17 protein-coding genes are annotated in these 24,734 nt (G+C 36.7%); all 17 read right to left on the bottom strand.

Annotation, left to right across the window (positions count from 1 at the left end; genetic code table 11):
* Window positions 1–199: 199 nt before the first annotated feature.
* Entirely contained in the window at window positions 200–2,260 is a 2,061-nt protein-coding gene (locus tag ACYIB7_RS13980) for a helix-turn-helix and ligand-binding sensor domain-containing protein (protein ID WP_103984394.1), read from the bottom strand.
* Between the two features lie 89 nt (window positions 2,261–2,349).
* Complete coding sequence (gene carB, locus ACYIB7_RS13975) at window positions 2,350–5,568, bottom strand: carbamoyl-phosphate synthase (glutamine-hydrolyzing) large subunit (protein ID WP_103984393.1); 3,219 nt, start codon at window positions 5,566–5,568, stop codon at window positions 2,350–2,352.
* A gap of 475 nt (window positions 5,569–6,043) precedes the next feature.
* Window positions 6,044–9,298 (bottom strand): efflux RND transporter permease subunit, encoded by a 3,255-nt coding sequence (locus ACYIB7_RS13970; protein WP_480337489.1) that lies wholly within the window; start codon window positions 9,296–9,298, stop codon window positions 6,044–6,046.
* Window positions 9,295–10,776 (bottom strand): TolC family protein, encoded by a 1,482-nt coding sequence (locus tag ACYIB7_RS13965; RefSeq protein ID WP_103984390.1) that lies wholly within the window; start codon window positions 10,774–10,776, stop codon window positions 9,295–9,297. Before ACYIB7_RS13965 ends, ACYIB7_RS13970 begins: the two co-directional genes overlap by 4 nt.
* Window positions 10,777–10,813: 37 nt before the next feature.
* A complete protein-coding gene (locus ACYIB7_RS13960; RefSeq protein ID WP_480337488.1) occupies window positions 10,814–13,876 on the bottom strand; it encodes an efflux RND transporter permease subunit in 3,063 nt (1,020 codons plus the stop codon).
* Window positions 13,869–14,945 carry an efflux RND transporter periplasmic adaptor subunit gene (locus ACYIB7_RS13955; RefSeq protein WP_103984414.1) on the bottom strand — a complete coding sequence of 359 codons (1,077 nt, stop codon included), beginning with the start codon at window positions 14,943–14,945 and terminating at the stop codon, window positions 13,869–13,871. Before ACYIB7_RS13955 ends, ACYIB7_RS13960 begins: the two co-directional genes overlap by 8 nt.
* 209 nt (window positions 14,946–15,154) lie before the next feature.
* Window positions 15,155–17,179, bottom strand: a complete 2,025-nt coding sequence (locus tag ACYIB7_RS13950; protein WP_480337486.1) for a hypothetical protein — start codon at window positions 17,177–17,179, stop codon at window positions 15,155–15,157.
* 236 nt (window positions 17,180–17,415) lie between these two features.
* Window positions 17,416–17,571: a hypothetical protein gene (locus ACYIB7_RS13945; RefSeq protein WP_160034768.1), complete on the bottom strand. Its 156-nt coding sequence runs from the start codon at window positions 17,569–17,571 to the stop codon at window positions 17,416–17,418.
* Between the two features lie 9 nt (window positions 17,572–17,580).
* Window positions 17,581–18,600, bottom strand: coding sequence for a TolB-like 6-bladed beta-propeller domain-containing protein (locus ACYIB7_RS13940; RefSeq protein WP_103984479.1), 1,020 nt, complete (start codon window positions 18,598–18,600; stop codon window positions 17,581–17,583).
* A gap of 112 nt (window positions 18,601–18,712) precedes the next feature.
* Window positions 18,713–18,946 (bottom strand): NVEALA domain-containing protein, encoded by a 234-nt coding sequence (locus ACYIB7_RS13935; RefSeq protein ID WP_103984478.1) that lies wholly within the window; start codon window positions 18,944–18,946, stop codon window positions 18,713–18,715.
* A 192-nt stretch (window positions 18,947–19,138) separates the two neighbouring features.
* Window positions 19,139–20,008, bottom strand: coding sequence for a DUF1573 domain-containing protein (locus ACYIB7_RS13930; protein WP_480337483.1), 870 nt, complete (start codon window positions 20,006–20,008; stop codon window positions 19,139–19,141).
* A gap of 27 nt (window positions 20,009–20,035) precedes the next feature.
* On the bottom strand, window positions 20,036–20,296 hold the full coding sequence (locus ACYIB7_RS13925) for an NVEALA domain-containing protein (RefSeq protein WP_099464498.1): 261 nt from the start codon (window positions 20,294–20,296) through the stop codon (window positions 20,036–20,038).
* Window positions 20,297–20,677: 381 nt separating this feature from the next.
* Window positions 20,678–21,703, bottom strand: coding sequence for a 6-bladed beta-propeller (locus ACYIB7_RS13920; protein WP_480337481.1), 1,026 nt, complete (start codon window positions 21,701–21,703; stop codon window positions 20,678–20,680).
* Window positions 21,704–21,834: 131 nt separating this feature from the next.
* Window positions 21,835–22,983 carry a DUF4221 family protein gene (locus tag ACYIB7_RS13915; protein WP_480337479.1) on the bottom strand — a complete coding sequence of 383 codons (1,149 nt, stop codon included), beginning with the start codon at window positions 22,981–22,983 and terminating at the stop codon, window positions 21,835–21,837.
* A 148-nt stretch (window positions 22,984–23,131) separates the two neighbouring features.
* Window positions 23,132–23,383, bottom strand: a complete 252-nt coding sequence (locus ACYIB7_RS13910) for an NVEALA domain-containing protein (protein WP_480337477.1) — start codon at window positions 23,381–23,383, stop codon at window positions 23,132–23,134.
* A 193-nt stretch (window positions 23,384–23,576) separates the two neighbouring features.
* Entirely contained in the window at window positions 23,577–24,446 is an 870-nt protein-coding gene (locus tag ACYIB7_RS13905) for a DUF1573 domain-containing protein (protein ID WP_480337476.1), read from the bottom strand.
* Window positions 24,447–24,473: 27 nt separating this feature from the next.
* On the bottom strand, window positions 24,474–24,734 hold the full coding sequence (locus ACYIB7_RS13900; protein WP_099464498.1) for an NVEALA domain-containing protein: 261 nt from the start codon (window positions 24,732–24,734) through the stop codon (window positions 24,474–24,476).

Raw genomic sequence — 24,734 nt, 5'->3', positions numbered from 1 at the left:
TAAGAAATAAAATTAATAATTTTGAACAAAGAAACAATATTAAAATAAGATGACAATAAAGAAAGCTACAACACTGCTTGCGCAAGTGATTTGAGTATAAATTAAAGATACTACAATACTTTCACAAGTATGTTGATTTGATGTATAAATGACTGAAATATAAATATATATAAACTTAGTGTTTCTGATAAATAATAGATTAGAAACGCATCAGGAAATCTGCTAAATTTGTGTCGGAATCCAAACCTAAACGTTTTCTTAAACGGTATCTGCGTATTTCTACGGCTCTGACAGATATATTTAAAAGAGATGCTATTTCCTTGGTAGAAAGATTCATTCGCAGAAAACAACATATTCTTAAATCACCGGCAGTAATATCCGAGTATTGTTCGCGCAGTTTGTCCATGAAATTGCGGTGTGCACTATTAAAATAGTTTTCAAAAAGAATCCAACAATCCTGGTCATTAAGTGTCTCTTCTATTAGCGTACGCAACCTGTTGTACATCTTGTTCGGATAACGATCTGCCAGTGCTTCTTTTTGGTGGTCTAATTCTTTCAATAAAGCTTGCATAGCTTCGTTCTTTTTCACTAAAGCGGAAGTTTGTAAAGTCAGTTCATTATTTTTATTTTGTAGCTCCGCTTCCAGCATTTCACTTTTAAGTTGATGAACTTTATGTTGTTCTGCAAGTTTGTCGGCTTCCAGTTTATTTTGTTCTTCTTTTCTTAAACTTTTCAGGTAATAATGTAGTCCGCCTTGTACTATAAGCCAAATTGCAAATAGGTAGCCTATGTAAGCCCATATACTATTATACCATGGCGGACGTACTTCAATAATCAGAGATATTTCGGGATAGGGGCCTTTTATAACATACTTTCTTACTTTAAGCTCATAAGTACCTTCTGGCAATTGAAGAAAAGAAATTTTTCCGTCTTTCTGCCAATCCGACCAATCAGAAGAAACTCCTTCTATCTTATAGCTTATTTGGTGGTTTGATGTGAAAATGGATGTTCCTGCATATACATTCATTTCTTTGAAGTTATGAGGTAATGATATGGTTTTGGTATCCAATGGTAGCTTTTGTAGCGTTTCATTGTATATATAGTCTATTTCAGCAAATCTTAAAGAAGTATTACCCAGATTGGATTCTATTAATTGGCGAGTGTCTACCAAAAGAATACCCTGCATGGCTGATACCAAGTAAAGATTACTGGATAGCGGAAATATTGCATCTCCGCGTGTTACCAGATTCATATTATAGTTGTCGAACAAAATCCGGCATTTCATACTGCCTTTTTCGTCTTCGAGATGGAATAATCCGGCTTCATTTTTGTAAGTCAGCCAATATAAATTTTCCGGAGCGGGATAAATATATTGTGCTTTGCTGAATATACCCAAGGCATCTGTGTTCTTAAATAGTCCGTCAATTTTTAATTTAGGGTTGGCTTTGTTATCTGGGAGAAAGGATTGGGCTTCTTTTTCCGGAATTGGCAGGAATTTCTCTCCGGGTTGCATCCTCCGTTTATAATATCCGATATTGGTCTGTATGTATAGCTCGTCTCCATTCAGGTATCCTTTTTTTAATTTACCGATATTGCTTCGTTCTGCCAATAATGTGATGGGAGGATCAAGTGCTATTTGTGATAAGCCATTGTCGAATGCTACCCAGACTAACTTTTCATCCTGTACGCATATTGCACGTACCAAATTATCCTGTAGCCGGTTGTTATGATGTAAATGCAGTAAAATATCTCCTTCCTTATTGGTAATATACAGGCCGCTTGTTTCTGTCCCTGTGAAGTGAAGGTCGCGGATTGTAGCATAGGCTGTAGGTTGTGCTTGTTTTACCTCTTCGGGCAGTAAATAAGGTTCTACATGGCTGTCGAAACCTACACCATCCGGTAATTTATCAATTGTATGATAGTGTAATTGACCCATGTTGTCTGATGTCCAGTATCCGTATACATTATCTTCTGTTTTTGTGTATATCTTATTATCAAAATAAGTAACTCCGTTTATGATATCGTTGTCTGGTAACGGATAGAGCCGCCATGTATTTCCGTCAAAAGAGAGTAGTCCTGAGTTATTGGCAACATATAATATACCGTTGTGTGAAACAGAGAGTGCCCAATTCTGGCAACTGGCTTTATAGTCGTCTACACCATAATTTTGGATAAGAAAGGAGGGAGGGACTACCGGAACAGCCTGCATAATAAAAGCTGTCAATATTGTGAAGAATAATATTAACGGTAGTTTGAACATGGTCTTTTTAATATTAGAAAACAGTAGAGACAAGGAGTTGCCTTGTCTCTACTAAAATTTTACGGTTACAAATATAGTAAAATATTTTTTTACTTATATTCCTGCCAGCTCTTAATCTGTATATCTTCTGTGTTCAAATTACAGAATGCGCTGATAAATGCACTGGCTAAACGGGCATTTGTAATCAATGGTATATTGTGGTCGATTGCTGCACGGCGAATCTTATATCCATTGGTTAACTCCCGCTTACTATGGTCTTTTGGGATGTTGACTACCAATTCGAAAGCATGTTTGCTGAACATTTCCATGATGTTCAAGTCTCCTTGTTCGTCTGGCCAACATACGGCTGTTGCCTTAATTCCGTTATCATTTAAGAATTTAGCAGTTCCGTGTGTACCGTAGATCGTATAGCCTTTGTTGGCTAACATACGGCAGGGTTCCAGTAAATCTACTTTACTCTTGGCTGCACCGGAAGAAACCAGGATATTTTTCTTTGGAATATTATTCCCTACTGCAACCATGGCTGATAACAAGGCTTCATCAAAGTCGTCTCCAATACAACCTACTTCGCCGGTAGAACTCATATCGACACCCAGTACCGGATCTGCTTTGTGCAGACGTGCAAATGAGAACTGAGATGCTTTAACACCAATCCAGTCGATGTCGAATGCACTCTTGTCGGGTTTTGTATAAGGAACGTCCAACATGATGCGGGTAGCTGTTTCAATAAAGTTGCGTTTCAGCACTTTTGATACGAATGGGAAGCTGCGTGATGCACGCAAGTTACATTCGATTACTTTTACGTCGTTATTTTTAGCCAGATATTGGATATTGAAAGGACCGCTGATATTTAATTCCTTTGCGATCATTTTACTTACCTTTTTAATGCGGCGTGCAGTTTCGAAGTATATTTTCTGTGCAGGGAATACCAATGTTGCATCACCTGAGTGTACACCCGCAAATTCAATATGTTCTGAAATTGCATATTCAACAACTTCACCGTTCATTGCTACGGCGTCAAATTCGATTTCTTTTGCTCCCTGAAGGAATTCGGAAACAACTACCGGATATTCTTTTGACACTTTTGCTGCCAAATCCAGGAATTCGATCATCTGTTCTTTGCTGTGGCATACGTTCATTGCTGCACCAGACAGTACATATGACGGACGGATCAGGATTGGGAAACCTACCTTTTCGATGAATGCGTCAATTTCTTCCATGCTGGTAAGTTCTGCCCAACGTGGCTGGTCGATACCCAGTGAGTCCAACATAGCAGAGAATTTGTGACGGTTTTCTGCACGGTCGATAGATAATGGAGACGTTCCTAATACCGGTACATTCTGGCGATATAATTTCATAGCCAGGTTATTTGGTATTTGTCCTCCTACTGATACGATTACGCCTTTCGGAAGTTCCAGGTCGATTACGTCTAATACGCGTTCGAATGAAAGTTCATCAAAGTATAAGCGGTCGCACATATCATAGTCGGTAGAAACGGTTTCCGGATTATAGTTGATCATAATCGATTTGTAGCCCAGTTTGCGTGCAGTTTGCGTTGCATTTACCGAACACCAGTCGAATTCTACAGAAGAACCGATGCGATAAGCTCCCGATCCCAGGATAATGACACTCTTATCATTCGGATAATAATTTATGTCGTGCTGGCTGCCATCATAAGTCATGTACAAATAGTTTGTCAGCTCGGGATGTTCGGATGCTACTGTATTGATCCGTTTTACACTAGGCAGAATACCCATTTGTTTACGCAGGTTGCGTACACGGATATTTTCTTTCTCCATATTGCCTTCCGGGTTTTCTACATAACGGGCAATCTGGAAATCTGAGAATCCTAAACGTTTTGCTTCACGCAATACATCTTCGGGGATATCTTCAATTTTATTGTAAGAAGACAATACTTTTGTATAGTCTACTATATTTTTTAGTTTTTCGAGGAACCAGGGAGTGATTTTGGATAGTTGGTGAATGCGGTCTACTGTGTAACCTTCTTCCAAGGCTTTTGCCACAGCGAAGATACGTAAGTCGGTCGGGTTGGCCAGTTCATCATCCAGATTGTCGAACGTAACATCATTGTTTCCAACGAAACCATGCATACCTTGTCCGATCATACGAAGGCCTTTCTGTATAATTTCTTCAAAACTCTTACCAATAGACATGATCTCGCCCACTGATTTCATACTGGAACCGATCAGGCGGCTCACACCAACAAACTTTGTCAAATCCCAGCGCGGAATTTTAACGATCATATAATCTACTTCCGGAGCTTTGTATGCTGAGTTGGGAGTACCCATTTCTCCAATTTCATCCAGACCGTAGCCTAAAGCAAGTTTCGCGGCAACGAAAGCTAAAGGATATCCGCTGGCTTTAGATGCTAATGCTGAAGAACGGCTTAAACGGGCATTTACTTCAATAACGCGGTAATCGCATGTGTCGGAATTGAATGCGTATTGTATATTGCATTCGCCCACAATACCCAGGTGACGGATTGTTTTTGTTGAAAGTTCTTTTAATAAATCCAACTCTTTTTCCGTCAATGAACAAGTGGGGGCAACAACGATACTTTCACCGGTATGTACACCCAGTGGGTCGACGTTTTCCATGCTTACTACGGTGAAGCAATGGTCGTTCTTGTCTCGGATTACTTCAAATTCGATTTCTTTCCAACCCTTTAACGATTCTTCTACCAATATTTGGGAAGAGTATGCGAATGCGCTTTCGGCCAGTATGCGTAATTCGGCTTCATCTTTACAGATGCCGCTACCCATACCACCTAGAGCGTATGCCGAACGGATCATAACGGGGAAGCCTATTTGGTAAGCTGCTTTAACTGCATCTTCAAGACTTTCTACAGCTTGGCTGATAGGGGTTTTTACTTCTATCTCGTTCAATTTTTTCACAAACAGGTCACGGTCTTCGGTATACATGATTGCTTCAACAGAAGTACCCAGTACTTTAACTCCGTATTTGGCAAGTGTACCGCTAGTATACAGTTGAGTTCCGCAGTTTAGGGCAGTCTGGCCTCCAAAAGCCAGCAGGATTCCGTCAGGTTGTTCTTTTTTGATAACTTCTTCAACAAAGTATGGTGTGATAGGCAGGAAATATACTTTATCGGCAACACCTTCCGATGTTTGAATAGTAGCAATGTTCGGATTAAGCAATACAGTGCTGATTCCTTCTTCCTTCAGCGCCTTTAGAGCTTGTGAACCGGAGTAGTCAAACTCGCCGGCCTGTCCGATCTTCAGGGCACCCGAGCCCAGAACAATCACCTTTTTGATTCCACTTTTCGACATAGTAATTGGGTTGTTTTATTATTAAATGATTTTATAGATGTTTTCTCTGTATTGGGCACAAAAAAAATGCGTTAGTAAAAATAACCAACGCATTTTATATAACCAAATTATAATCCTGTAAAATAAAGAAATAGGCTTCGTAGTCCGTCATATATGCGGAAAAGAACTTCGGATCATCCTTATATGTCTTTATTGTCATAGAAACCTTTTCTTCAAAATTTCGGCAAAGATATGGGTTTGTTTTAATACATACAAATATTGGAGGGGAAAATTATTCTTTAGTGAAGCTAAACCATCTATATTAGCTTCGGCAACAAAATTAAATTCATCCGGCATCTAAATAGGATAGGGTAGGCAACTAAATCTGTCCGGATGCTATTATGAAATCATAGTTATGATTTAAAAAAATGATACTGGTGATTTTTCAAAAACATACATATGGTTTTAAAACTTGCAAATCATTTGTGCCGTTACCTTACGGCTTGTTATCGAGGGAGGATTCTTTTTTTAATGTGAATAGAGGCAGATAGAAAAATATCCCGATAACAGACATCGTAAGTCCTCCTATAGTTCCGGCAGCCAATGGGAACCAGAATGCCTCTTTGTCTGTCCCTAACATAAATGGAATGAATCCTAAAATGGTAGAAATGACAGTGAGGAAGATTGGAGTTATTTTTGCATTCCACGCTTTCAGATATGCCCGGTAAGGAGGTAATAAAGGATTCTTGGTTCTTAGTTGGTTGTACTCGTTCAATATATATATACTGGCATTTACGGTAATACCGCATAAAAGGACGAAAGAAGCGAATCCTCCCTGGTCGAAGTTCAGTTTGAACCAATAGAATGTAAGAAATACGCCTATATAGGATATGGGTATAACGAATATTACAGCCAGCGGTTGTTTTAGGGAATTGAATAAAATGCTGGTTGTGAAGAATATAATAGCGATAATGAGCAAAAGTAAAAGATACTGTTTGTTATCCTTTTTATCCCAGTACCAGTAATTGTTTTCTGCTTTCGCAGTATATCCCATAGGTAGTATTTTATTGAATTCTTTCAAAACGCGTTCCTGTATTTTAGTTCCCTGATTTGATGCGCCAATATACTCGTATTGCAGGCAAAGACGGTATTGCTGGTTTACTTTGGCTACTTTCTGGGGCATTTGTCCCTTTTCTACATTGGCAAGTTCCGATAGTTTATAGGGTTTCCCATTTACATACTGGGGTATGTATTGCATATTCCATATATCATATTCGTTCGATTGCCGGGAGAATAGTTTTAATTTTTCCGTTTCATTGTCAACTATAATATTTCCGCTATATATATCTTTTCCGAATACCGGACGGAGCGATGCAAACAAATCGATAGGAAGAATACCTTCCTGCGACATGCGGGCTTTGTTTAATTTAAAATAGAATTCCTGATAATCGTCTTTCCACCATGAGTATTCGGAATTGATAAGTACTTCCTTGATCCGGCGGTAAGTAAGGAGTTTTTCTTTTAATTTTTCAGCCCATTCGTACAGGTCGTCATAGTTATACCCATACATTTCTATACGGAATGAGCCGGCGTTTTCACGGACATCATTGCTAAACCCCTGGTCTTGCAATCCCCAGACATTCCAACTGCCGCCTCCCAGTTCGAGTGCCTTACTTATGATACGGCTTTTTAGTACATATGGAAAACCGCTTCGTTCGCTTTCGCGGGTGAAATATATACTTATACCTGCCTGTCGCGCATTATAAATATTAGTTTGGAACTGCCGTATTTCTTTAAAACTACTTAAATAAGATTCCATCCGGCTGATGAGATGATTGGTTTGTCCCAATGTCGTGCCGTTAGGTAAAGATGCCCCTACATATAAAACGGTCTCGTCATTTCTGGTGAAATAGCTGCCTTCGTATACTTTCTGTACGAATAATCTTAATGTACCTCCCAGGGCTTTGTCCATAATAGGTTTTATACTTTCCTTATAAGTGTCGGTCGATACAATGGTATTATATTTTTCTATGAACAATGAATCCAGGGATGAATATTGTTTTTTATCATCCATCTCTATTTTGTCCGGTAATAAAAAGATTGGCAGGCCGAATATCAGAAGTAAAGCAATACATGCCAGTTTTTTCCAGCTACATAGGAAACGAATCTGTGCCCAATAATATCTGGAGAAATAAACAGGAAATCTTTTTATCCATCTCTTTAGCCTTGGAAATTTAGGAAGGTGAATACGGCGGTATTTTCCGGCAGGGTTTTTCTTGTGTTTTTCTTCCAGCCCCATTTTCTCTATTAAAGAAGGGACAAGGAATAAGGCTATAAATAAAGAAACGCCCAGGTTAACAATAACTACAGCAGCAAAATCTTGCAGGTTAAGACGTATTTTCTCATCCAGAAAAAAGATAATAACCAGTGCCCCCATTGTTGTTAGCGTGGCAGTCAGAATAGATAAAAAGGCATGCCTGTTATGGCGGTTACGAATATGTTCCGTCATAACTATGGTATTGTCCATGATCAGATTGAGAGAAATTGTTACGCCGGCCAGTGAGTATAACTGCATTTCTAACCCTAATAAATAATAGAGAATAACAGCAATACTAAGGTTTACACTTATGCTGATGATAATAAGAAACAGATAGCGGATGCTTTTTGTAATCAGTAAAACGAATGTTAATAAAATCAGTATGGTAAGTCCGGTACGTAGGTATATTTTATCTAATTCCTGTTGTATGAACTCTGTCGCATCGTAGCTGGTATGTATTTTATATCCGGCCGGTAACAGCGTGCGTATGTGTTCCATCTCCTCTTTTACTTTTTTAGCCAGTTGGAGCTGGTTTGCCGTTTCGTCTGCTTTTATGGATAGGTAGATAGAGTTTAGTCCGTTGATACGATAATAACTTTGCGGTGTTTCTTCCTGACGCGTTACTTTTACCAGCTGGTCTAAACGAATTAATTTCCCTTCTTTATTTTTTACAGAAATCAGGGCAGGGTTAAATCCCTCTTGTCCGTTTTCGGGAATAAGTGCCAAACGAATCCACTGGTTTGATTGTATGGACGAACCTGTTTGTGCCTGAACGTTGGCAATACCCAGGAATTCTTTTTTATAGTATTGGTAAATAGCAGTTTGCAGATCGTCTATAGAGATGCCTAATAATGTTAATTGGCGGCTGTCATATTCCAGCTTCCATTCCATGGGAGTAGCCCCGCTGACATCTATTCTGTATATTCCCTGTATTCCTGACAAACGGGGTTTTATCTGGTCTTCTGCGAAACGCTGAATAAAAATAGGGGTAGCCGCTGCATTTAGCGTATAGCTCATGAAAGGAGCAGACTCTTTATCGTCCGGCCGGCTCATTTTCAGAATCGGATAACTCAATCCATCCGGTAAACCAGGCCAGGTTTGCCGGATGATAGTAGATGCCTCGAAGCGGGCGGCATCTATATTTGTATGTTTATCCAACTCTAGTGTGATGTATCCCCAGCCATTTCCGGAGGTGGAGGATATCTTTTTTATCCCTTTTATACGGGCTAACATAGACTCCAACCTTGATGTTACCTCCATTTCGATTACGCGTGCCGAATTGTCGGGCATATTATAGCTGATGCTTAATCTTGGTAAAGTGCGCGAAGGCGATAACTTTATAGGTAACAACGGAATGAAGGCAAGCCCTGCCACCGCCACACAAAGAAAGGCGACGATGATAGTAAAAGAGGATATTTTGGGCGATGCACTCATTTCATATAATGGCTGTAATCGAATTCATTGCTGAGGCTGACTCCTGTTTCAAAATCATGTAATGTAAGTTTACGTATTTTGAAATAACTCAACCAGTAATTTTGCAAAGCAGATATATAGTTTCGCTGTGCCTCTTGTTGCCTGTTCAGGGAAAGAGTCAGACTGTTAATATCCGCTTTTCCGATCATAAAACGCTGTTTAGTCTCCGAATAAGCCATGATTGCCAGATCTAATGCTTCTTCGGCACTCGCGATCAGATTTTGTTGAATGTTGAAATCTCCAACTGTCATAATAACGTCTTCTTCGACACTCTGTTCCTGTTGTCTGGCTGAAATCTCGGTGACATTCAGATTGTTCTTTGCGATATTATGTTTCCCTTTTCTTACCCCCCAGTCAACCAAAGGAATAGATAAAGAGACGGAAACCATGTCTTGTTGTAACGGGTCGCGGTAAGCGTCTTTAAAATTGTTTGCTACTTGGTTAAAACCGATACTGGCTCTGAGAGATGCATTGAATAATGTTTCTTTTTTTGTTTTATCGACTTGTTGTTCAGCTTCCAGTATGCTTTGGCGAAGTTCCAGGAACTTTGGGTTATTTTCCCGTGCCATTACTAATGCTTCATCGGCAGAAACATCTAAGTCGGCGGGATGTCCCGGCAGACGCAACCGTATTTCCGTGTTTTTGTCCAGGTTTAGGAAAGAAGCCAGGCTGAACATGGCACGCTTTAGTGCAATATCCGCGTTTTGAAAGGCATTGCGGGCATTTACGGCATCCAATTTGAGGGTGAGCAGATCTGCTTGGCTTATGGAAGCTATCTTATGACGCTGCAATCCGGTTTGATAAAGAGTATCGGTAGATGCCACATTATCTTTTGCCAGGTCATATTCAGCTTGCGCCATTGCTAAAATGAAAAAGTAGGAGGTGGCTTGTTCGCTGATAGCCTCCCGGTTATAAAGAAATTCTTTTTTTACTTTTTCGTATTTCAGCGGTTCGATTTTTCGTTCCCAACGAAATGGATTATATCCGATCAGGCTTTGGGTATATCCTATTTGAATAGGTATGGTGGTAAATTGACTATATGCGTTGTCTCCGAAGTTCCGTATGTAGCCGAGGTCTGAACTCAAGAAGAAATTACCTCCCAGCAAATCGAAGTTTTGCTTGACTTCCAGGTTCCCTCCTGAATAAAATGATTGTTGTTTACGGTATACATCAATATCATTTTCGGAATCGTATCTTTTGGTAATGTCCCGGTAATATTGTGCCGGGGTCAGATTTAAGGTGAGGCTGGGCAAGCGATCTGCTTTATAAGTCCTGAACTGCCAGTATCCGGCAAGATACATATTCTTGGTACGGAAAGCTTCCAGGGAGCTGTCAGCTGCCATACTAATCGTCCTATCTAAAGACAGAATGAGCCGTTGAGCTGTTGTCTCTCCAAAAGTGACTAACAAAAAAGCTAATATTATATTTAAGAATCTCATATTTTATATCTATAAATTCATACTCTAATGTCTTATCTCACGCATGTTTCCGGTAGATATACCAATATATTAACGGAATTACAAAAAGGCTGACTGCTGTACCTAATAACATAGCCGAAATCATGGCAATTGACAGAGGTTTTTGTAACTCGCTACCCATATCGAATGAAAATAAAAGAGGTACCATACCGAATATTGTAGTGAGAGATGTCATGATAATCGGACGAAGGCGTCGTCTGCCGGCTTCGTGTATAGATTCCATTAATGGTCGGCCTTCTTTACGCAATTCGTTGATTGCGTCTAGTTTCAGGATAGAATCATTTATCACGATACCACAGGTTACCACAATACCAATGGCACTCATCAGGTTCAGACTATGCCCGCATAACCAAAGTACTAACAGTGCTGCTGCCACGTCAATAGGTATTTCCAATAGTACAATAAGGGGTTGGAGGAAACTCTCGAACTGAGCTGCCAGAATGAAATACATTAGTAAAAGAGAGATAAACAGGATGATCACCAATTCGTTCAACATCTGTTTGTTTGAGAAAAAGCTTCCCGAAAAATCCACATCCCAGTTTTGGACAGTTTCTTTTACCTTTCCCATTAAATGCTCTGCATCATCTACATTGTAAAAACTGAAAGGAATATATTCGCCGTTTTTTCCGGCTGTAATTGTTTTCAGGTCTTCTCCTTGTGTAATATGAACCAATGACTGCAGAGGAATGTATTGCGGTTCTTCTCCACTTTTTGCCGGACTTGTCCGGATAAGCGTGTTGCTTAATACTTGATTTATGCTCTGCTCGTTCCCTGCTAATGTGATTGGCAGATATTGTTGGTAAGAACGAAGAGTTGTTACTTCATTTTCTTTGAATGCAGTTTTCAGTATCTTATAAACTTCATTGTAATCTACATTATACAATAAGAGTTTCTGGCGGTCTATGGATATATTCAGCTGATCATCGAATGCGATGCCAACAGGAAGTATTCCTGTTTTGGCTGTAAGTGCTTTCTCTAAATTAAACAGGGTTGAGGCTACCGGAGCTTCTGTCTTATTGCGCGTGTATAATTCCGTTACAATATCAGCTTCACCTGTAACAAACAACTTTTCAAAAACAGTTTCAGGCGGTGCAAACGAAACTACTGCATTTGGGTATGATTGCTTTATCCGCTGCTGGATATCAGATTGCAAAGGTGCAATATCTTTCGTGCTGAGTGTCTTTAAGTATAGTTCAGCCTCTGATACGGATAATTCCCGGTCTCTATTTAACAGAAATTGTTGTTGGCCGATATAGGCCGTATGTTCTGCTCCGAGTTTATCAGCTTGTGCGAATATGGAACTTACCCGCTTCCTGTTTTCGTCGATATGTATGTTTTCATTCCATTCTAAATGGACGATCAATTCATTCTGATCTATTTCCGGCATGCGGCTTTTGGGTATAACGTAAAATAAAACTACACACAAAGGCACAGTAATAATAACGAAAATAAGAGAAGAGCGTTTATGATCGAAAATAAAATCAACTCCTCCATCGTAGAAGCGGTCTAATGTGTGCTCTTTAACCAGGTTATTAATTTTAAGGTTGATAAAAGAATGCTTTATTTCAGGAATGCTGTATACCAGTTTGTAAAGAATAGGAAGCAACATGATTCCTGTAAAATAGGAAACCATCAGGCCCACGGTTACGGCAAAAGCCTGGTCGTAAAAGATGGCTCCGGCAATACCACTCATAAATACTAATGGGAGAAATACCGCTATAGTAGTGAATGTGGAGCTTAGCATGGGGGTGATGACTTCCGTAGTCCCTTTTATACAAGCTTCTTCCAAAGAGTCGCCTTTCGCCCTATATTGCGTGATATTTTCGGTAACAACGATCGAACTGTCTATCATCATACCCAATGCCAGTATTAATCCGGACAAGGATATAATATTGAGGGACATATTACATAAATAGAAAAACAGAAAACTGATAGTTAGACTGACTATTATACTTAGTCCAATTACGGCCGGGCTTTTTACGTCTCCTAAAAACAGAATGGCAACTATGCAAATGAAAATGAAACCGAGTGACAAGTTTTGTTTTAAGTTTGAAATGGTATAATCCAATAACTCCGTTTGATTGCGGGTAATACTGAATTCGATATCCGGATAAACGGAAGCAAAATAATCGGTAACCTCTTTTAATGCCTCCTTCATATTATCCATATTTTCGTCAGACTGTTTGATAACGGCGAGTGTGACCGCACGTTTGTTGCCGGCCAGTGACAAACCTGTTTCTTTTTCGGGAACAATGGCAATATTTGCTAAATCTTTTAACTGGAAAATGCGCCCGTTTTTCCGGATATAAATGTTTTGCACATCTTCGGGGGTACGCAACAGAGTTGAAAATTTAATGTTGTATTCATAATAACCGTCCCGAACAACCATACTGCCCGGTTCTATATTGTTTGAGTTTAATGCAGATTCAAGTTCGTCCAATGTAATATCTGCTATCTTCATCAGCTTCATATCCGGAACAATCTGCAGCTGCCGTTTCTGTATTCCGGTTATATCTACCATGGCTACTTCCGGTAATTGTTCAATGCGTCTTTTGATAACTGTTTCTGCAAATTGGCATAAATCAAGGAAAGCAGATTCGTCTATTCCTGATTTTTCGTTTTCATTTGTCTTCAGCGTGAGGTTGAGGTAAAAGACGGGAATATCGGTAGCACTGGCTTTGATGACGCGGGGACGCTCTATCTCTTTGGGGAGATAATTCATAGCTGCATCTATCTTTTCGTTTACTTCAATAAAAGCAAGATCAGTATTTGTCCCGAATTCGAAATTGAGACGGATAATACTTGCACCATCTCTTGTCTCACTATGGACATCTTTTAATCCGGCAACTTGCATGAGTTGTTGCCGGATAGGTTTTACTACCGTGTTTTCCAATTCCCGGGCAGATGTGTTTTGCCCTGCAACCTGAACGGTAATTTCTGGTATGGCAATATCCGGCAACAAAGAGATAGGAATGGTAAAATAGGTTACCAACCCGATGATAAAGAATGCCGTAAAAGCCATTAATACGGCTATGGGACGTTGTAGCAGGAATTTAATCATTGGTACTTTCGATTACTGTTACTGGCGCCTCATGTGCCAGGTTAATATTACCGCTTGTTATTATTATATCTCCTTCTTTCAGGCCTTCTGCTATTGTATAGTTTTCGGCATTTTCCAGTCCGGTTTGTACATAGTTCCAATAGGCTTTGTTGTTTACCAATGTAAATACTACTTGCTTGCCGGAGCGCAGAACAAGTGCTTCCTTCGGTATAACGAGTTGCTTACTTAACGAACGGTGGACGCTTACGCGGACATTCATTCCTTCAAACAATTTGCCTTTGTCGGTAACAGCAGCTTTCACTTTTACCATTCCGTTTTCATCAACCAGCGGGTTTATTTCGGAAATGCGGCCTTCCGTTTTATTCTCAGGTGAAGCAAATGGAGTGACTTCTACCCGGTCTCCTGCTTTAATTAATGGCAGTTCGCTTTCTAAAACAGTGAAAGAAGCTTCCAGGCTATTGGGATTAATAATTGTACAGAACACATCTGATGTGGATGCCGTATTGAACGGCTTGGCGAACAGGTTAGCAACGATTCCGTCAAAAGGAGCTGTCAGGGTTGCATTACGTTCTTCAAATTCGGCAAGCTTATATTGTATAAATGATTGGTCATAGCCACTTTTTGTTTTTACCAGTTGCATTGTTGCAGCAGGAATCCTGGCCGAGTCTTCCAGTTTATAGCCTTGACCTATCAATACATCCTGTAGTTCCAATTTTGCACGTTCCAGGGCATCCTTTGCCTGAGATAGTTTATTTGCTAAACGAAACTTTGACAGTTCTGCCAGTTTTTGTCCTTTTGTGACCCTGTCTCCGTTTTTTACATAGATGGTGGCTATAGGTTCGGCCGATTCAAATTTTAAATCGGCGTACATACGTGCAGATAGTTTACCGTTACTTATTAATTCGTGGTTGAAGTCTGTCGTCTTTAGAGCCATAACAGTAACTTCATTTGTTTCGTCGGGCAAAACTGTTTCAACAGATTCTTCACCGGGCTCTGTTGTCTTTTTATCACCGGAACATCCGATTAACCCTGCAATTAATAGTATGATAAATACATTGTAGCTCTTCATAGTATTAAATTTAATATCACAAATATAATAAAATGGTAATATGTACATACGAAATATTCATAATTTATTCATAATTAACTGTGTCTGGAAATAAACTATTTCTATATACACATTCATTTATCAGTGTATAAAAGAAGTTTATTTCTGTTTTTTCAACAAGTTTTTATGCTGACAAAAAACTGACATGAAGTAAAAGTTTGTTTTATCCTTTAAAACCAGTTTATTATACCATTGCTATATGTGAAAATCCGTTCTTGTATTTTGGGAGCAATAACTTTATAGATTGTATTTTGAGGGATTTGTTTAAAGGTTATAAAGTTATTATTTCCTTTAATTGCTCCTGCACTTTTCCATTCATTATCCCAATAGTAAAGTTCAAAATCCAATGAATCGGCTACTTCATTTTTTTTATAAGGGATATAAGATATTTGTTCTAGTTTACATGGTTTACCTAAATCAAATATAATTCCTTGTTGCCTTTCTTTTTTCTTACGGAAAACGCCTTTAAATCCGGTTGCAGACAAATGATCTGTTAGCATGTTCAGTGTTTCATCATCCTTAAATCCTTTCACATTGGCAGAAACCTTCACATTCGGAATCTCAATCAGCCGGCCATTCTGTCTTTCTTTGAATACAACTTCACATAACGAAATTGTATCTGACGGAGGAAGAAACCGTATATATCTGTAAGGTTCTTTGCATGACACTTTTATATCATTTGTCCACATATCCATGCTGTCCGTCAATGTAAATAAACTTTCATATTGGCTTTCTGCGTTTCCCGGATCATTGCTTCCTATAAATTGCCCTCCAATTAATGGTTTTTTATTATCTGCGATCAGATTTTTATATAAATAAGGTTTGGGGGTACGGATTGTTATATCTGTTTTTGTGTTAGCACATTCCAGTTTCTCGACAGAACCATCCTGTTTTAAAATAAATAATGGTGCTGCGGGAATGATCGTTCCATTTTTATAAAATGCCGGAAGGTAAGCAATATCACGTCCCATGTCTTTAAATGTAACCTGTTTATTTCTTCCAATTTTACCCCATTGTACAGGAATCCATCCTTCAAAGCTATAAACACACAAATAACAGTAGTTGGTTTTATCCGGAATATCTTCTGTGATTTCCAGCGATACATCTGCTGTTTTAAAATATTGAGAAGAAACATCTTTGATCCGTGGATTCTTAAATAAAGCAGGTATATCATACGAGGATATTTTCTGATCCGCTATAGGTCCTTCTATATAAAACTCGTATGTATGACGATAAACTTTAGGTAACCTGAATTTTCCCCATACCAGATCAAAACATTCGTTATTGTAAATTCTTTTATATTTCCATCTGTCATTATCATAAAATGGTTCAAAAGGATGGCTCTCTCCATTTATTATAATCGTGTTCCAGCTGTGCGTTTCATTTCTATTTCCCCATTCGGGTACAAAGTCTATGGCAACAGCCATCCCTAAAGCAGAAAAAAGCAGACAATTATACCATGTCATCTGTTCGCACAACCCTCTTTTTATATATTCAAATGTGGCTGCACTGTAGATCGGGACAGAGGCGGCGGCATTATAATTATATTGAAGAAAGCTATATTGATAACTTAATGAATCTACCATCTCTTGAATAGTCTTGGTTGAATCATTAAAATATCCGCGATGTCGTTTGTAAAATATTTGTCGGGCATCATCTAAACATACTCCATTCTGAAATCTGTAAGGAAGAATAGTTGAACAAAAGTCTTCAAAAGAGATGTCTTTTGTGTATTTATTTTCTTGCCAGGCATTGAATGCAAGGTCTATTTCTTTAATGAGCCAATCAGCTTTGATTGTAGAAATGTCTTGTTGCATGGAAAGAGGTGAAATATTTATTCGTATGTTTTCTCCAAAGGCTCTGGTTTCTCTTGCCCATGATACAGATCTTTCCCAGTTGTGCTTTTTTGATATAGTTACTAATTTATTATACGCGGGTTGTAAATCTTTTAGGGTAATAGAGTCGTAGCCTGCATGTCCGAGCATGTTTTTGATCAGAAAATAGGTCGCTTTCAACTTCAAGGAGTCTTGTTTATAATGTTCCAGTACCTTTTCTAGTTCATCTCTGTTTGCATCCGCAAAGTCCAGTATTTTAAACAATTCTTTTTCTTCCACAGATGTACAAGACAGTAATAATAAAGCAATAATAAAAGTAAATAGTTTATTCATAATAAGTATGAGCTTGTTTTCGTCCATTTTTTTATCAATGCCAGCATAGTATAAATTGATCTTTATCTTGCTTTTTCTGTTTTATACAAGAATAGAAACAATTTATGCACAATACTATTAAGATATATTTATAGACTTCAATAACCTTGAAAAAAGGGCGGTTGAAGTCTTGTAAATAGGTTCTTAACAGGAAGTTAAAGATGAACAGAATCAGATCTGATCTTGTAGATTGTTTATTCGTATTATCCCATTGGCCAATGCTTTCACATTGCTAATACCAGATTTGAGATTGCAACTTTATTCTTGTTTGCATTAACACTCCATGCTACTCCAACAGCCAATCCCAAGTAGGGGCTTTTATTCTTTCCACTCTGCTGACGAATAATATCTCGTAAGACTTCATGTACTTCCTCTATCAAGACAATTTATTATATTATTTTGTCGATTTCCAAATACCCGAACTGAATGTCATCATTAAAATTCATTATGACCCTTTTGTTCTGAGAATCATAACAGAAATCTATAATCTTATATCCTGTTTCCAGTGTTTTGATATAATTTCCATTCATGTCAAAAATCAAAAGCTTTGTTGGTAGATTAGACTTAACTGCACCGTCTTGGCTTTTTATAAAAGTTGTTTCTCCTGAATAGGAAATAAAGATATGATTACTACAAATAGCAACATTACCATAATAAAAAACTTTGTTTGAGGTCTCGCTATTCCACTTTGGACCATATATATTGTATAATAGAGTCCCATCAAGAGTGCAGATCGTAATCAAATCATGATAATGGTAACATTCAACGTAAATGTTATCCTTAGTAGAAACAGCAAATACAGTACGCTTCTTTTCTATGTCAGGATGTTCATACTTCATTGGAACTATTTCTCCGGTTTCCATATTCCACTTGGCAATGGATTGTTTATAACCATAGGAGCCGGTAGGTTCTATTATTCTGCCAATGCAAAGAGTATCATTTATATATTTATAAGAATCAGGAAACAGTTTTTCATTCATTTTCATTTTTACCTTAGGTTCATAAGAGGGATTCATAAGAATACTATCTAAATCATAGCTGAATATTTTCTGTTTGCCATGATCCGATACAAAAAAATGATCTGTTTCATCACTTCCTATATATCCCATATTTGCAATTTCTCCAGGCCCTTGACCTAAATAAGCAGTGCTTGTTATATATCTGAAATCATTTTTGGTAAAGATATGAATTAGTTTATCAGGAGATTTGTAATCTCCTATAATTAAATAATCTCCAACCTCTTGTAATTTACAGCTCCTGCTAATTAGAACATCTTCTATTTTTATCTCTTTTATTTTGTCATGAACATTGTTTATATTATCCCGATTAGTCTGGTATTTTTCAGTACTGGAGTTCTGTATACAACTCCAATTAATTAAAGCAATTAATAAGTAGGTTAAGTTTTTCATAAATATTTGAGATGTGATTTATATGATCTTAATTATAGAAGTAAGATAGTTATAAAATAACTGTTTGTGTTGTTGATAAATGAGGCTGTTTTAACAGCCTCATAATAAGTGATTATCTATATTCTTGTAAATTAGAATGCCACATGTAGCAATAACAACCTGTGCCATTATCTACACATCCATTTGGGCAAAGAGGATTTATATCTCCTTCTCCACTGGCCAACGCTTCCATATTCGCTAATACTAGATTCGAGATTGTAACTTCATTCTTATTCTCATTTACATTCCATGCAGTTCCAACGGCCACTATCGCAACAATTGCTATACCAAATAGTTTCTTCTTCATGATATTTTTATGTATTTATGTTATTAATCTTTTAATCGTTTATTTCTTATTTACTCTTCTTCAATAAGAAATTTCGTTATTCTTTAATTCTTCTTACTTTTGCTCCATCACCTCCTTTCTTTTAAGGTGGGACAAGGGGGAAGGTTACCGGAAGAGTTCTAATGTCTGAGAGGTTTCCTTCCCTGCTTTTTATTATATCGCCTGTCCCCGTATTTTTAATGCTATTGATTGTGCTGTATTACATTTTACCATTATGGTTTCGTCGAACATACCGGATTCTTTTGGTGTCATCTCAACGGTTACGTGGAGCGACTCACCAGGCTTGGCTGGATGTTTGTCGAAAGTAGCCACTGCACATCCGCAAGTTGTACTTGTTTCTAAAATAATAAGAGGGGCATCTCCCGTATTTTGTATGATGAAATCTGTCTTTTTTGCCTGTTTCACCTTAACCTTTCCCATGTTTACTTCTGCAGGGCTAACCTTTGCTGTTGTAATGATTGGTTGATTTGTTGCTTCTCTTCCTTGTGTGAGTTGTTTTAAATATAAATCTTTAACAGCCAAATTATGAATAGGATTTCCTATTACGATAACTTTATTATTCTTATCCAATAAAAAAGTTTGAAAGGTAATATCAGAAGGAAAATTGTTTTGCTTATTAAGCTTATCTTCCTTATCAATGCAAACCGGAAAATTAAATCCGTCTCTTTTTAAGATATACCGTATTTCTTTCAAATCTTTTGGATGAAGGAAAAAAAGAAAAGGTATTTGCTTGTCTGTTAACGAATCAACCTGAGCTATCAGTTCCTTCCACTTGGGCAATTGTAGTTTACAGCTGGCGCATCCGATAGTGTCCACATAAATAAGGACTTTATAGTCGCTTTGTGGAATTTGATAGTCAACAGTGTCTGTCAAGTAACGAGTAAAAATCATATCAGAAGGAAATATAATTTCTTTCCCTTGCCAATGTTCCACTAATTGGGTTATTTTCTTCTTTGTTTTGTCTTTGCATGAGACAGAAAAGAATAAGACAATAACTAATAGTATTATATTCAAGTGTTTCATGAACCAATCTATTCGATTCGTTTTTATTTAAAAACCATCTAAACTGAATCCAGAGTACATAAATTCTACCTTGTCTCCAAAACAATCGATAGAGCCATTTCCTATACAGACAGTACTTCCTCCGCCACTCTCTGAATGCGCAAGTGCTTCGATATTGGCTAATACTAACTTTTTGAACTCACTGATTTTTATTTCTTCTTTTTTATTTGTATTGGTGAAGAAAAGATATCCGGACAGGCTTACACTTATTGTCAGGATGAATAATAACTTTAATCTGCTTTTTTTCATAAAAATAATTTTTGATACAAAGAATGTCAATAGTTGCTATAATTTAAAATAAATAGACTTACAAATTACTTACATTTGTTTAATGACAGAAAAGTTATATGTATAATATCTTGAATTATAAAAGGTTCTGCTTTTAGGGCTAAAATTGGGCTTACCAACTGGAATTATAGGATATTGATTAATAAATTGTATTTTTGTATTGAAAACGCTAATGAATTATTACATACCATGAAGAAAATAATGAAGATAGTGATACTTGGATTTACCTATTTACTATCATGTGTCTGCAAAAAAATGAATGACTCGATCAGGCTATCAAAAGATTACGTGATTCTTTAAAAGGAATCCCAGTCTTACATATAGAAAATGTACGTGGGGGGCTTAAAGATTTAAATCTAAGTAAGACACCTGCATTTCGTCATCAAGATTCATTATGATTCTATTGTTTTCCTTATCATAGCAAAAGGTGAGAATAGGATGTCCTACTTCTAAAGTTTGTATATAGTCGCCGTTTTTATCAAAAATCAAAAATTTAGTAGGATTCATAACTGTTATCCCTCCTCCTTTACCATCTATTATTCTTTTCTCTCCCAGATAGCTAGCTACAATATAGTCTTTGCAAAAGACAACATCTCTATAATGCCTGTTCTCACTGGAATTTTTCGTATTCCACTTTGCGCCATATATATTGCATTTAAAATCACCATTAAGATAACCAATCGTCATTAAATCATGATACCAATAACACTCAACATATAAGTTGTTTTCAATGGATATGGCAGAACTGACTCGTTTCCTTTCTATTTCCGGATGTTTTAAGTATTTCATAGGTTTTACTTCCCCTGTTTCCATATTCCACTTGGCAACTATAGGTGTATAATCTGAGTTGCTCAATACTTTTGAGAATAATCCTATTGATAAAGTTTCATTTATATAGTCATAAGTATCCGGATACATGGTATTGTCCAACTTTATTTTTTCTATTGGCATATAGTCCGGATTTACAAGAATACTATCCATATAAAAACTAAAGATTTTCTGTTTCCCATGATCTGTTACATAAAAAATGCGATCAGCTTCATTAATTCCGATACGCCCCAGATTTGCAATTTCTTGTGGTCCTTCTCCTCTATCCCCGGTGCTTGTAATATATTTGAAAGAATTCTTATCAAAAATATGTATTAGTTTATCCGGTGATTTGTAGTCGCTTATTATTAAAAAATTATCCATAATATATGGTATCGCAAAACTAGAAACAGGGTTTTCCTCCATTTCTATCTTTACAATCTTATCTTGAACATCAACAATATTATTACGACTGTTTTGATGTTTTTCTGTATTTGAATTATTTGTACAATTCCAACACAAATAAGCTAATAGTATAATTAATAAGTTATGTAATTTCATCTCAAAAATGCATTTTAGTATTATACAAAATAATAATATACAATAACGCATATATATTTTATTTTAGATAATTGGAGTAGAAGAAGTGCAATTATAAACAATTACACTTCTTTAATCGTTATATGTGGTTCTCATGGATTTGTACAAAAAATATCCATCTGGAGTATATCTGGATTTTTTGAGGTGTCTAAAATATTTTCTATAAAAATCAAGAGACCTTTTTTTGTAATTCCCCAACCATTAAAATAGTTATAAGTTTTAGGGCTTAATTGTTGCTCATTTATTATGCGAAAATTTGAATCTAAAATAGTCAAATAAATATTTTTACTTTCATATTGTTCATTAAACTCTTTATTCTTAGAATAAGAGGCAATTTTATCTAAATGCAATCTATAATACACATTCTCTTTTGGAGAGTATATAACTTCAAAAAAATGAACGTTCTCTAGCAGATGTTTATCTGCTTTCTGAAAATCATAAGGCATAGTTAATTCTGAAACTAAATTTTTTGTGTATTTACTTTGTCCATCAACTGTATTTTTTTTACCGGTTTTTATATCTATATAATATATATTTGAACTGATTGGATAGTTGTAAATAATATATTTATCTGTAAATGTAACATTAGGCATTTGCTTCCATCCAAAATTTGTTCCTGCTTTATTTTCGATGCTATTTCCTTCGATTTCAAATGATTTTAAATTATCAGTCAAAATTGAATATTCGCATATATTGTATTTGGTACGATCTTTATTAGGTGTTACAGCCAAGTAGAATATTGAATTTCTTGCCGGGTGATAATAAAAAGTACTGGTAGATCTTGAAAAATTTTTATCTATCATGATGAACCCACCTTCAGGGATTGGTAGTTTAAAACTATTTGTGACTTTTCCAATCGAATTAATTAGGTATAAATTTTCTTGGCTGTAAATCCAAATACTGTCAGGATTGGAAACACATAATCCGGATATATTTTTTAGAACACCGTCTTTTCCTTCTGTTGCTAAAGAGATATGAGAAACTGTTTTATTATCGATGTTAAACTTGTCTATGGAATGTGTTAACCTGTTATAGGCGTATAAATATTCTTTATTATCCTCTTTAGGATAAGTAGAAATAAAACTGTATGATGTAAGTGATTGGTCATCAATAGAAATGTTGATACTTATTTTTTCTAACTCTTTGGTTTGATTATACAAAACCTTTGATAGATCTTTACTCTTTTGTTGACAAGATGTAAATAGAACTAAAAATGCTCCAAATATTGATATCAGTTTCATGCTAATCCGGTTTTTGTGAATACTTAATTCTAGTCTTAAATAGTTTTTGAATTATCGGGGTTATAGTTCGTGAAATGTAGCAAAAAGAATTTAATTAATTAGATTCTTTTTGCTACTTATTCATGACTAATGAAAAATGCCTAAATAATTAAGGACAACTTCTTGGTCCACCACATAAAGGACCGGTTACTGAAGTTATACATTGTGTACCAACTCGAGATCCACAGTGATGTTCATAATATTGTATTCCTCCTCCTCCTTGTTCCCCACCGGCTAGTGCTTCCACATTCTCTAGAGCCAAGTCACTTAAACTAACTTCATTCTTATTCTCATTTACATTCCATGCAGCCCCAACAGCCACTATCGCAACAATTGCTATACCAAATAGTTTCTTCTTCATGATATTTTTATGTATTTATGTTATTAATCTTTTAATCGTTTATTTCTTATTTACTCTTCTTCAATAGGAAATTTCTTTATTCTTTAATTCTTCTTACTTTTGCTCCATCACCTCCTTTCTTTTAAGGTGGAGACAAGGGGGAAGGTTACCGGAAGAGTTCTAATGTCTGAGAGGTTTCCTTCCCTGCTTTTTATTATATCGCCTGTCCCCGTATTTTTAATGTTATTGATTGCTTTGTATTACATTTTACCATCATGGTCTCGTCGAACATACCGGATTCTTTTGGTGTCATCTCAACGGTTACGTGGAGCGACTCACCAGGCTTGGCTGGATGTTTGTCAAAAGTAGCCACTGCACATCCGCAAGTTGTACTTGTTTCTAAAATAATAAGAGGGGCATCTCCCGTATTTTGTATGATGAAATCTGTCTTTTTTGCCTGTTTCACCTTAACCTTTCCCATGTTTACTTCTGCAGGACTAACCTTTGCTGTTGTAATGATTGGTTGATTTGTTGCTTCTCTTCCTTGTGTGAGTTGTTTTAAATATAAATCTTTAACAGCCAAATTATGAATAGGATTTCCTATTACGATAACTTTATTATTCTTATCCAATAAAAAAGTTTGAAAGGTAATATCAGAAGGAAAATTGTTTTGCTTATTAAGCTTATCTTCCTTATCAATGCAAACCGGAAAATTAAATCCGTCTCTTTTTAAGATATACCGTATTTCTTTCAAATCTTTTGGATGAAGGAAAAAAAGAAAAGGTATTTGCTTGTCTGTTAATGAATCAACCTGAGCTATCAGTTCCTTCCACTTGGGCAATTGTAGTTTACAGCTGGCGCATCCGATAGTGTCCACATAAATAAGGACTTTATAGTCGCTTTGTGGAATTTGATAGTCAACAGTGTCTGTCAAGTAACGAGTAAAAATCATATCAGAAGGAAATATAATTTCTTTCCCTTGCCAATGTTCCACTAATTGGGTTATTTTCTTCTTTGTTTTGTCTTTGCATGAGACGGAAAAGAATAAGACAATAACTAATAGTATTATATTCAAGTGTTTCATGAACCAATCTATTCAATTCGTTTTTATTTAAAAACCATCTAAACTGAATCCAGAGTACATAAATTCTACCTTGTCTCCAAAACAATCGATAGAGCCATTTCCTATACAGACAGTACTTCCTCCGCCACTCTCTGAATGCGCAAGTGCTTCGATATTGGCTAATACTAACTTTTTGAACTCACTGATTTTTATTTCTTCTTTTTTATTTGTATTGGTGAAGAAAAGATATCCGGACAGGCTTACACTTATTGTCAGGATGAATAATAACTTTAATCTGCTTTTTTTCAT

Source organism: Parabacteroides sp. KHUB-03 (genome assembly GCF_056640975.1).
This window is presented reverse-complemented; position numbering and strand designations above follow the sequence as displayed.

Bases quoted from the DNA above. Each gene is read 5' to 3' on its own strand.
- ACYIB7_RS13940 (WP_103984479.1), bottom strand. From the start codon at position 18,600: ATGAAAAACTTAACCTACTTATTAATTGCTTTAATTAATTGGAGTTGT.
- ACYIB7_RS13955 (WP_103984414.1), bottom strand. From the start codon at position 14,945: ATGAAGAGCTACAATGTATTTATCATACTATTAATTGCAGGGTTAATC.
- ACYIB7_RS13900 (WP_099464498.1), bottom strand. From the start codon at position 24,734: ATGAAAAAAAGCAGATTAAAGTTATTATTCATCCTGACAATAAGTGTA.
- ACYIB7_RS13905 (WP_480337476.1), bottom strand. From the start codon at position 24,446: ATGAAACACTTGAATATAATACTATTAGTTATTGTCTTATTCTTTTCC.
- ACYIB7_RS13915 (WP_480337479.1), bottom strand. From the start codon at position 22,983: ATGAAACTGATATCAATATTTGGAGCATTTTTAGTTCTATTTACATCT.
- carB (WP_103984393.1), bottom strand. From the start codon at position 5,568: ATGTCGAAAAGTGGAATCAAAAAGGTGATTGTTCTGGGCTCGGGTGCC.
- ACYIB7_RS13925 (WP_099464498.1), bottom strand. From the start codon at position 20,296: ATGAAAAAAAGCAGATTAAAGTTATTATTCATCCTGACAATAAGTGTA.
- ACYIB7_RS13920 (WP_480337481.1), bottom strand. From the start codon at position 21,703: ATGAAATTACATAACTTATTAATTATACTATTAGCTTATTTGTGTTGG.
- ACYIB7_RS13960 (WP_480337488.1), bottom strand. From the start codon at position 13,876: ATGATTAAATTCCTGCTACAACGTCCCATAGCCGTATTAATGGCTTTT.
- ACYIB7_RS13935 (WP_103984478.1), bottom strand. From the start codon at position 18,946: ATGAAGAAGAAACTATTTGGTATAGCAATTGTTGCGATAGTGGCCGTT.
- ACYIB7_RS13970 (WP_480337489.1), bottom strand. From the start codon at position 9,298: ATGAGTGCATCGCCCAAAATATCCTCTTTTACTATCATCGTCGCCTTT.
- ACYIB7_RS13910 (WP_480337477.1), bottom strand. From the start codon at position 23,383: ATGAAGAAGAAACTATTTGGTATAGCAATTGTTGCGATAGTGGCTGTT.
- ACYIB7_RS13930 (WP_480337483.1), bottom strand. From the start codon at position 20,008: ATGAAACACTTGAATATAATACTATTAGTTATTGTCTTATTCTTTTCT.
- ACYIB7_RS13965 (WP_103984390.1), bottom strand. From the start codon at position 10,776: ATGAGATTCTTAAATATAATATTAGCTTTTTTGTTAGTCACTTTTGGA.
- ACYIB7_RS13980 (WP_103984394.1), bottom strand. From the start codon at position 2,260: ATGTTCAAACTACCGTTAATATTATTCTTCACAATATTGACAGCTTTT.
- ACYIB7_RS13950 (WP_480337486.1), bottom strand. From the start codon at position 17,179: ATGGACGAAAACAAGCTCATACTTATTATGAATAAACTATTTACTTTT.